Consider the following 9,978-nt stretch of genomic DNA (forward strand, 5'->3'; position numbering starts at 1 on the left):
TCGCCTGAATCCGTTTCAGCGCGACGCGCTTTAGTTTCCTTGCATGCCGGTAATTTGTGCGTTAATACTGAACCATATGGTTCAGTATATGAAAACTCGTCTCGATGCCTCATTCGCCGCGCTCTCGGATGCGACCCGACGCGGCGTGCTGGAGCAGCTCGGTCGTGCGGACGCTTCGATCACGGAACTAGCCGAGAAGTTCCACATGACCCTCACGGGCATGAAGAAGCACATCGGTGTCTTGGAGCAAGCGGGGCTCGTCACCACGGCGAAGGCCGGGCGCGTGCGAACCTGCAGGCTCGGCCTACGCGGGCTGGAGGAAGAGGCGGTATGGATCGAGAGTTATCGCCAGCTCTGGGACGCACGCTTCGACGAGTTGGACAAGGTAGTCGAGGAACTGAAACGAAAGGAGAAGGTCGATGGACGCAAGCAGAGCGAGTGAGGCCACACCGATGCAGAACCGCACGACTGTGGAACGGAAGTCCGACTGTGAGCTCGTCGTCACGCGAACCTTCAACGCTCCGGCGCGCATCGTGTTCGAGGCGTGGACCAAGCCTGAGCTGTTCAAGCAGTGGTGGGCGCCGAAGTCGATGGGCATGGTCCTGCGTTCCTGCGAGATGGATGTCCGTGTCGGGGGCAGGTACCGTTTGGTGTTCGGCCACGATGCCTCAAACCCTGACGAGTTCTTCGGTAGGTATATCGAAGTGACACCGTATTCGCGCCTCGTCTGGACCAATGACGAAGGCGGTGACGGTGGACCCGTCACGACGGTGACCTTCGAGGAAAAAGGTGGCAAGACGCTGCTGGTCCTGCACGAGCTCTATCCCTCGAAGGAAGCTCTCGACGCTGCCGGCACCGGGGCCGCGGATGCGATGGGCGAGACGTTCGGGCAACTGGACGAGCTTCTCGTCACCCTGGGCGCGAGCGGTGGACAATCATGAAGCCGTCGATCTCTCGCGTCACGCAGGAACAAGATTCAGCCGCAGCGCTTTAAGTCCTTGTTTTGACACATATTGTTCGCCCAAACCGCTGCGCGCTTGGGGCCACCATGGCCTTGAATATTCTGCGTTGATCGACATCAGGGCGTCTTGAGAGACCTGGGCCCATACACCATATCTCGGCTGAACAGGGCTCGGCTCGAGTGAGCGGGCCCGTCACCGCAATCTGATCCGGCGCCGCAAAGCGGGCCGGTGATGGAAGGAGACATATATGAATACGGAGAAATATTCCGAGCGCGTGCGCGGTTTCATCCAGTCCGCGCAGACCATGGCGCTCTCGCGCAACCACCAGCAATTCACTCCCGAACATATGCTCAAAGTGCTCGTCGATGATGACGAGGGCCTTGCCGCGTCTTTGATCGAGCGCGCCGGCGGCAGCATTCGCGACGTGAAGCTCGGCGTCGAGGCGGCGTTGGAGGCCATGCCCAAGGTCGAAGGCGGCAACGGCCAACTCTACCTCGCGCAGCCGCTTGCCAAGGTGCTTTCGACCGCCGAGGAACTAGCCAAGAAGGCCGGCGATAGCTTCGTCACCGTGGAGCGGCTGCTGCAGGCGCTGGCCATGGAGAAGTCGGCCAAGACCGCCGACATCCTGGCCAAGGCCGGTGTCACCGCGCAGGCGCTGAACCAGGTCATCAACGATGTCCGCAAGGGCCGCACCGCCGATTCCGCCAATGCCGAGCAGGGTTATGACGCGCTGAAGAAATACGCTCGCGACCTGACCGCGGATGCCCGCGCGGGCAAGCTCGACCCGGTGATCGGCCGCGACGACGAGATCCGCCGCACCATCCAGGTGCTGTCGCGCCGCACCAAGAACAATCCTGTGCTGATCGGCGAGCCCGGCGTCGGCAAGACGGCGATCGCCGAAGGCCTGGCGCTGCGCATCGTCAATGGCGACGTGCCGGAATCGCTGAAGGACAAGCGGCTGATGGCGCTCGACATGGGCGCGCTGATCGCCGGCGCCAAATATCGCGGAGAGTTCGAGGAGCGGCTGAAGGCCGTGCTGTCGGAGGTCACTTCCGCCGCAGGCGGCATCATTCTGTTCATCGACGAGATGCACACGCTGGTCGGGGCCGGCAAGGCCGATGGCGCGATGGACGCCTCGAACCTTTTGAAGCCAGCGCTGGCGCGCGGCGAGCTGCATTGCGTCGGCGCGACCACGCTCGACGAATACCGCAAGCATGTCGAGAAGGACCCGGCGCTCGCCCGCCGCTTCCAGCCCGTCTTCGTCGACGAGCCGACGGTCGAGGACACTGTCTCGATCCTGCGCGGCCTGAAGGAGAAATACGAGCAGCACCACAAGGTGCGCATCTCCGATTCGGCGCTGGTTTCGGCCGCGACGCTTTCCAACCGCTATATCGCCGACCGCTTCCTGCCGGACAAGGCGATCGACCTGGTGGACGAGGCCGCATCGCGGCTGAGGATGCAGGTCGATTCCAAGCCCGAGGCCCTGGATGAGATCGACCGCCGCATCATGCAGCTCAAGATCGAACGCGAGGCGCTGAAGGTCGAGAAGGATGACGCTTCGAAGGACCGGCTGACGAAGCTGGAGAAAGAACTGGCCGATCTCGAGGAGCAGTCGACCGAGCTGACGGCGAAGTGGCAGGCCGAAAAGCAGAAGCTCGGCCTTGCCGCCGACCTGAAGAAGCAGCTCGACGAGATGCGCAACGAGCTGGCGATTGCCCAGCGCAAGGGCGAGTTCCAGCGCGCCGGCGAGCTTGCCTATGGCAAGATCCCGGAGCTGGAGAAGAAGCTCAAGGAAGCCGAAGCCCAGGACGGCAAGGTCGGCATGGTGGAAGAGGTGGTCACGCCTGACCACGTCGCCCATGTCGTGTCACGCTGGACCGGCATTCCGGTCGACAAGATGCTTGAAGGACAGCGCGAGAAGCTGCTGCGTATGGAAGACGAGATCGGCAAGCGCGTCGTCGGCCAGGGCGAGGCGGTGCAGGCGGTCTCCAAGGCCGTGCGGCGCGCCCGCGCGGGTCTGCAGGATCCGAACCGGCCGATCGGCTCGTTCATGTTCCTGGGTCCGACCGGCGTCGGCAAGACGGAGCTGACCAAGGCGCTCGCCGCCTTCCTGTTCGACGACGAGAGCGCCATGGTGCGCATCGACATGTCGGAGTTCATGGAGAAGCACTCGGTCGCCCGGCTGATCGGTGCGCCTCCCGGCTATGTCGGCTATGAGGAAGGCGGCGCTCTCACCGAAGCAGTGCGGCGCCGGCCCTACCAGGTCGTACTGTTCGACGAGATCGAGAAGGCGCATCCGGACGTGTTCAACGTGCTGCTCCAGGTGCTCGACGACGGCCGGTTGACCGATGGTCAGGGCCGCACGGTCGATTTCCGCAACACGCTGATCATCATGACCTCGAATCTCGGCGCCGAATATCTGGTCAATCTCCGCGAAGACCAGGACGTCGATGCCGTGCGCGACGAGGTGATGGGCGTGGTGAGAGCCTCGTTCCGTCCGGAGTTCCTCAACCGCGTCGACGAGGTGATCCTGTTCCACCGGCTGCGCCGCCAGGATATGGACCGCATCGTCGAGATTCAGCTCAAGCGGCTGGAGAACCTGCTTGTCGATCGCAAGATCACGCTGTCGCTCGATCATGAGGCGATCGAGTGGCTGGCGGGCAAGGGTTACGATCCGGCCTATGGCGCCAGGCCGCTGAAGCGGGTGATGCAGAAGGAGCTGCAGGATCCGCTGGCGGAGAAGATCCTGCTCGGCGAAATCCTCGACGGCTCGACCGTCAAGGTCACCGCCGGCTCCGATCGCCTGAACTTCCGTTCGAAGCCGACGGTGGTGGCGGCTGAAGCCGCCGCCTGAAACCCGTCCGGATTGCGCAAACAAAATACCAGGAGCGCGTCGCACCCGGCAGGGGCGGCGCGCTCTTGCTTTTCGACAGGTCCCTGCTGCAAAACCAAGCTTGATCGCGGTTCCCGGAGGCCCGATTCCAATGAAGCTCGAGGACTATAACGGCTTCTGCGCCAAGCTGCCCGGCACGACCCATGTCGTGCAGTGGGGCGGCGCTCATGTCTGGAAGGTCGGTGGCAAGGTGTTCGCGATCGGCGGCCATGACCGGGAAGGCGACGTCTTCGTTACCTTCAAATGCTCCGACATGACCTTCGACGTGTTGAAGGAACAGCCGGGCTGCCGACCGGCGCCCTATCTCGCATCGCGCGGCATGAAATGGATCCAGCGCCAGACAAGCCAAAGCGTGGATGATGCCGCGCTGAAGGACTACCTGCGCGAAAGCCATCGCCTGGTCGCGCTGAAGCTGGCGAAACGGGCGCGCAGCGAATTGGGGCTGCACTGACATTCGGTTGGGGGTCATGGTGAAACGCCGGAAATCCGCCATCTTCATGCCCGGTTCATATTGGAACTTTAGTTTTGGTAAGTGGTTTGCTGGCGATGGGTTCGCCCAGCAAGACCGAGCCGACCGGAGAGCCTGACCCACATGCTGCGCACGATCTTTACCCTTTCGGCACTTGCGGCCGGGCTGGCCTCGTCTGGCGCGCTCGCAGCGCCGAGTCTGGAAGGCGCGCAAAACACGGTTCGGCCCACTCAACACGGCGCGCTCCTACTCGCGCAGGACGGCAATATCGACATTTATTACGATGCCAGGGGCAACCGGGTGCTTGTCGATGCCGACACCGGAAAGGTGATCGCCATCCAGCCGCCGCAGACCAGGCTCGACCGCCGGGCGCTGCGCCGTCAACTGCGGATGCAGGAGCTCGGGCGTGCGCCCGTCGAGGACGGCGACCGCTATTATCTCGACGATCCCGACGACATGGCCCGCTTCCGCCGCAGGCAGCTGGACGAGAACGGCCGGTATATCCCGCCGCCGGTCGACGACTACGATGCCAACAGCGACAATTCCGTCGAGGCTTATCCGCCGGCGCCGAACGACGAAGGGTATGCCACAACTTATCCGGAGGCGCCAAAGTCGGACACCATCACTCGCCAGCCGCTGAACGAAGCATCGATCGAACCGCAGCCCGGGCAGGGGGACGTGCTGCAAGTCAATCCGGAGACCCAGGCCGCGCTGCCGCCGGACACCGGCGGCAAGGCCACCGTCGATCCGTCGCTTTCGCTCGGCGTGCGCCAGGACGTGGCCGAACTCCAGGTGCTGCTCGACCGCGCCGGCGCCTCGCCGGGTGTCATCGACGGCCGCTTCGGCTCCAATGTCGACAAGGCCTTGGCCGCCTACAACCAGATCACCGGCAGCAATCTGAAATCGACCGACTCGGCCGCCATCAAGGCTGCGCTCGCCCAGTCGGGCGGCGACGCCTTCGCCTCCTACACGATCACGCCCGAGGACGTGGCCGGACCCTATGTCGCCTCGATCCCGGAAGACTACAGCCAGAAGGCCAAGCTCGACCGCATGGGTTACACCTCGGTCACCGAGGCGCTCGCCGAGCGCTTCCACATGGACGAAGGCTATCTGAAGTCGATCAACAAAGGGCTCGACTTCAACCGTCCCGGAACCATCATCAAGGTCGCCAATTTCGGCCAGCTGGTGTCGACGCCGGTTGCCCGCATCGTCGCCGACAAGGACAAGAAGGAAGTCTTCGCGTATGATGCGGACGGCAAGCTGGTCGCGGCCTATCCGGCCACCATCGGTTCGGCCGACACGCCGTCGCCCACCGGCATCCACACCGTGTCGCGCATCGCGCTCGATCCCAACTACACCTACAATCCCAACATCAATTTCAAGCAGGGCCAGAACGACAAGATCCTGACCATCCCGCCGGGGCCGAACGGTCCGGTCGGCTCGGTCTGGATCGCACTGGACAAGCCGACCTACGGCATCCACGGCACGCCCGATCCTTCCAAGATCGGCAAGACCGAAAGCCATGGCTGCGTGCGCCTGACCAACTGGGATGCGCGAGAGCTCGCCAAGCTGGTGTCGCCGGGCGTGACCGTCGAGTTCGTCGGCGCGTCTTCAGCCGATGATTTTGCGCAGCAATGAGCCGCGCAGGGCGGTCGCATAGATCAGCTGCACCACCAGGATGAACCCGACGCTGAGCAGCGGGGTGATGAGGCATAGGGCCGCGCCGACGGCCCACAGGATCTGCGCCTTGACGATACGCAGATAGACCGCGCGTTTTGTTTCCGCATCGACGCCGCCGGCGAGGAAGCCGTTTTTCTCCGCATAGCGCCAGCTCGCGAACAGCGTGACGCCGAGCATCAGAAGGTTCAACCAGTAGACGAGCACCGCGATCCTGAATTCGAGGAAGTCGGCCAACAGGTCGGTGGAGAACGGCAAAAGCGCGATGAAGGCAAGAAAACAGAGATTGAGCGTCGCGAGCCGCCGGTCCGATTTCGCGATCAAGCCATGCTGCGCCTGCTGGCCGAACCAGAAGATTGTCAGGGTCAGGAAGCTAAGCGCATAGGTCAGGAAACGCGGCGCCAGCGCCAGGATCGCCGCGAGCAACTCGCTTTCGGAATGCACCGTTTCATGCGCCGGCACCCTGATCTCCAGTACGATCAAGGTGAGCGCGATGGCAAAGACCCCGTCGGTTATGCCGACGATGCGTCCGCGCCCCTCGGCTGACGGTTCAAGCGGTCGCTTCATGGCTCTCCCTTCTGTAATGACCGGCCGGAACCTAGCACGCGACGGCTCGTTTGCATTTACGATGGCTACCTTCCTGGCCATGCGGTCAGTGCAAACTGGTTTCAGAACTGCAATCTTCTGGCTCGTTGTTGCCGATACGCCGGAGAGCTAAGCAGGTTTTCATGCCTTCCTCGAGTGAAGCCACAGCCGATTCGCTTTCGACCGCGACGCGCGCGAACGGCACCTTTTGCCCGCAGACGCAGCGCAAGTTCGTGCTGGTCGCGGCAATCCTGGCCTCGGCGCTCGGCTTCATCGATGGTTCGATCCTGGCGATCGCCATGCCGGCCTTGCGCGTCGATCTCGGCGCCAGCCTGGTGGAAGCGCAATGGATCTCCAACGCCTACGCGCTGACGCTTTCGGCGCTGATTCTGGCCGGTGGTGCCGCCGGCGACCGATTCGGCCTCAGGCGCGCATTCGTAACCGGCATAGCCCTCTTCATCGTGGCTTCGCTCGCCTGCGCGCTGGCGCCCAATCCGGCGGTGCTGATCGCGTTCCGCGCCATCCAGGGCATCGGCGCCGCCATCATGGTGCCGGGCAGCCTCGCCATCATCGCCAAGGCCTATCCGAAAAAGGAACGCGGCCGGGCGATCGGCATCTGGGCGGCCGCCTCGGCTCTCACGACGGCGCTCGGGCCGGTGCTGGGCGGTTTCGTGCTATCGACTTTCGGCAACGGCGTCTGGCGCGCGATCTTTGCCGTCAACCTGCCGCTCGGACTGGTTTCGATCTATCTGCTGCTCGCCAAGATACCGGCCGACCAGGCGACCGAAAAGCGCAGTCTCGACCTCGGGGGCGCCGCGCTCGCCACGCTTGCCTTCGGGGCACTGGCCTATGGGCTGACGGCAATGAACGCCGAGGGCGGCGGGATGATGGCGGGGCCGGCAATCGTCGCCGGCGTCGTCCTGCTTTTCGTTTTCATTGTCTATGAGCGCTGGCAGCGCGAGCCGATGATCGATCTCGGCCTGTTTCGTATCGGGGCCTTCGCCGGCGCCAATCTCGCGACCTTCTTCCTCTATTTCGCGCTGTCGGCGAACCTCTTCTACCTGCCGATGGTTCTGATCGCGGGCTGGGGACTGAGCTCGGCCGAGGTCGGCTTCATCTTCCTGCCGCTGTCAGCCTTGATCGCGCTGCTGTCGGGGCCGGTCGGCCAGTGGTCCGACAGGATCGGCCCGCGCCTGCCGATCGCCGCCGGCAGCTTGGTCGTCGCCATCGCCTTTGGCGGCATGGCCGTGCTCGCCCAAGCCGGCATCCATAATTTCTGGACCGGGACCTTCCCGCTGATGGCGGTGATGGGGCTCGGCATGGCTCTGGTCGTGTCGCCGCTGTCGACGGCGATCATGACCTCCGTCGAGGACAAGGACACGGGCGCGGCATCCGGCATCAACAATGCCGTCTCGCGCATCGGCGGCCTGATCGCCGTGGCGGCGATGGGCTCGCTCGCGGCTTTCGTCTATGCGCGATCGACCGGCAGCCTCGCCGGCATGCCCGGTTTCGGCGAACCGCCGGCATCCGGGCTCGCGGCCAATCTCGACGCATTGAGGATTGCGGCAAGCGATTCGGCTTTTGCCGCGGTCGCCGCCGTCACGACGCTGCTTTGCCTGCTGTCGTCGATCATCGCCTGGTTCACCGTGCCCGGACAGGCGCTGCCCTGGCCGCGGCAGACGGGCGATTCGCCGGATTAGTTGGGAACCTGCGAATCGGTCTTGGCGCTGGCGACCTTCAGCGAATTTCCGTCTTCCTGCTTGAGCAGGTCGTCGATGCGCTCACGCTCGCGCTTGAAGGCGACGAGATCGTCGCCCTTCAGCACCTTGCCGACCGGCAGGCGGACGCGCATCGGATCGACCTTGGTGCCGTTGACGATCAGCTCATAATGAAGATGCGGGCCGGTGGCGAGGCCGGTCTGGCCTAGATAACCGATGACCTGGCCCTGACGCACGCGCACGCCCGGCTCGATCCCTTTGGCGAAAGCGCTCTGGTGATTGTAGGAGGTCTCGTAGCCGTTGGCGTGGCGGATGATGATCTGCTTGCCGTAGCCGCCGGCCCAGCCGACCTTTTCGATAACACCGTTGCCGGCGGCGATGATCGGCGTGCCGATGGGCGCTGCCCAATCGACGCCGGTGTGCATGCGCACATAGCCCAGAATCGGGTGCCGGCGGGCGCCGAAGCCGGAGCGGAATTTGCCGGCGGGCAGTGGATTGCGCAGCAGGAATTGCTCGGCGCTCGACCCGTTCTCGTCGAAATAGTCGGTGCCGCCGTCCTGCATCTGGAAGCGGTAGAAATTGCGTGTCTGGCCGCCGAAAGTGGCCGAGACGTAGAGAAGCTCCGAATTGTCGGAGGTCTGGTCGTCGCCGTCGGGCTGCGAGAACAGGACCTCGAGACGGTCCGACGGCGAAAGCCGCGACTGGAAGTCGACGTCCGAGGCAAGAAGCTTGATCAGCTTCTGGGTCATCGATTTCGACATGCCGTAGGAATAGGCGGCTCGATAGATGCCGTCATAGACATTGGGCAGGTTGCCGCGCACCACCACCGGCTGCGAATCATCGAATGCCGTCAGCAATTCGGGATTGGGCTCCGGCTCCTGCGCCGGCACGAACTGTCCGCGATCGTCGAGCGCGATGGTCACGATATGCGTGGTGCGGTCGTAAACGCTGGTGCGGACCACCTTGGCGATGTCGCCGCGCACCTCGAGGCCGACGCGCAGGACCGTTCCGGCCTTGAGCGCCGTTGCGTTCAAGAGCTTGCCGATCGCTTCCGACATGCCGGTGGCGTCATCGCCGGTGTAGCCCGAATCAGCGAAGGCCTCGGTGATATCGGTGTCCTCGGTGAAAGGGATGATCTCCTCGGCGAAGGCCGGCGTCTGGTCGTCCGGGGTGGCGCGCGGCGCCACCGAGACGTTCTCCGGCGTGATCTTGACGTCGTAGGAACCCGCCATGCTCTCGGCGAAGGCGTCGCCGAATCGCTGCGGGTCGACATAATGAAGCGCCGCAACCTGGACGGCGCCGTCGCTCAGGCCGTTGCCGGCTTCGCGCACCACCTTTTCCACCTCGTCGGCGGAGAGGTCGCTCTTTTCGTCGAAGGATGCCGTGTCGATCGGGAAGTCGACCGTCTTCAGGCTCATCTCGCTTTCGACCTTGGCGCCGTAGATCTGGCCGGCGGCCGCGGTGGCGGAAGCCGGCTGAGCGTTGTCGTCGCCGTCGTCGCCGAAGACCTGCATCGGGTCGAATGGCGGGTAGGGACGGTTGGTGGTGTGGCCGGCCGCAAGCGCCATCTTGATCTGCACGAATGGCATGGTGTGGATAACGTCGCGGTCACCGACCTTGGTGACCATCGACACTTCCATGCGCCGGCGGTCCTTGGCCCGGGCGATCTGGCGC

At 64.0% G+C, this 9,978-nt stretch carries 8 protein-coding genes (1 of these 8 only partly in view); 6 read left to right on the plus strand and 2 right to left on the minus strand.

The genetic code is table 11. From position 1 onward, the window contains the following. Window positions 1–76 precede the first annotated feature (76 nt). The 5 genes from CK220_RS03750 to CK220_RS03770 all read left to right on the plus strand — a co-directional run bounded on the left by CK220_RS03750 (window position 77) and on the right by CK220_RS03770 (window position 5,962). Window positions 77–442, plus strand: coding sequence for a metalloregulator ArsR/SmtB family transcription factor (locus CK220_RS03750; protein ID WP_095810198.1), 366 nt, complete (start codon window positions 77–79; stop codon window positions 440–442). Further along, entirely contained in the window at window positions 420–941 is a 522-nt protein-coding gene (locus CK220_RS03755; protein WP_210201409.1) for an SRPBCC family protein, read from the plus strand. Before CK220_RS03750 ends, CK220_RS03755 begins: the two co-directional genes overlap by 23 nt. A 268-nt stretch (window positions 942–1,209) precedes the next feature. Beyond that, the gene (gene clpB, locus CK220_RS03760) at window positions 1,210–3,816 is read left to right on the plus strand and encodes an ATP-dependent chaperone ClpB (RefSeq protein ID WP_095810200.1); all 2,607 of its coding nucleotides are present in this window, start codon (window positions 1,210–1,212) and stop codon (window positions 3,814–3,816) included. Between the two features lie 130 nt (window positions 3,817–3,946). After that, on the plus strand, window positions 3,947–4,306 hold the full coding sequence (locus CK220_RS03765) for an MmcQ/YjbR family DNA-binding protein (RefSeq protein WP_095810201.1): 360 nt from the start codon (window positions 3,947–3,949) through the stop codon (window positions 4,304–4,306). Between the two features lie 141 nt (window positions 4,307–4,447). Next, window positions 4,448–5,962 (plus strand): L,D-transpeptidase family protein, encoded by a 1,515-nt coding sequence (locus tag CK220_RS03770; protein ID WP_095810202.1) that lies wholly within the window; start codon window positions 4,448–4,450, stop codon window positions 5,960–5,962. On the opposite strand, the gene CK220_RS03775 is transcribed toward CK220_RS03770, so the two are convergent. Continuing rightward, window positions 5,936–6,568, minus strand: a complete 633-nt coding sequence (locus CK220_RS03775; protein WP_095810203.1) for a TMEM175 family protein — start codon at window positions 6,566–6,568, stop codon at window positions 5,936–5,938. The genes CK220_RS03770 and CK220_RS03775 overlap by 27 nt on opposite strands. Window positions 6,569–6,729: 161 nt before the next feature. Between CK220_RS03775 and CK220_RS03780 the strand changes: the two genes are divergently transcribed. Beyond that, the gene (locus tag CK220_RS03780) at window positions 6,730–8,286 is read left to right on the plus strand and encodes an MFS transporter (protein ID WP_095810204.1); all 1,557 of its coding nucleotides are present in this window, start codon (window positions 6,730–6,732) and stop codon (window positions 8,284–8,286) included. Here the strand turns inward: CK220_RS03780 and CK220_RS03785 are convergent. Continuing rightward, window positions 8,283–9,978 carry the 3' portion of a M23 family metallopeptidase gene (locus tag CK220_RS03785; protein ID WP_095810301.1) on the minus strand. Its footprint extends 284 nt past the window's final position, so only the last 1,696 of its 1,980 coding nucleotides appear in the window; its start codon lies off the right edge, out of view; it ends in the stop codon at window positions 8,283–8,285. The genes CK220_RS03780 and CK220_RS03785 overlap by 4 nt on opposite strands.

The sequence above is a fragment of the Mesorhizobium sp. WSM3860 genome, assembly GCF_002294995.1.
Lineage (GTDB): Bacteria > Pseudomonadota > Alphaproteobacteria > Rhizobiales > Rhizobiaceae > Mesorhizobium.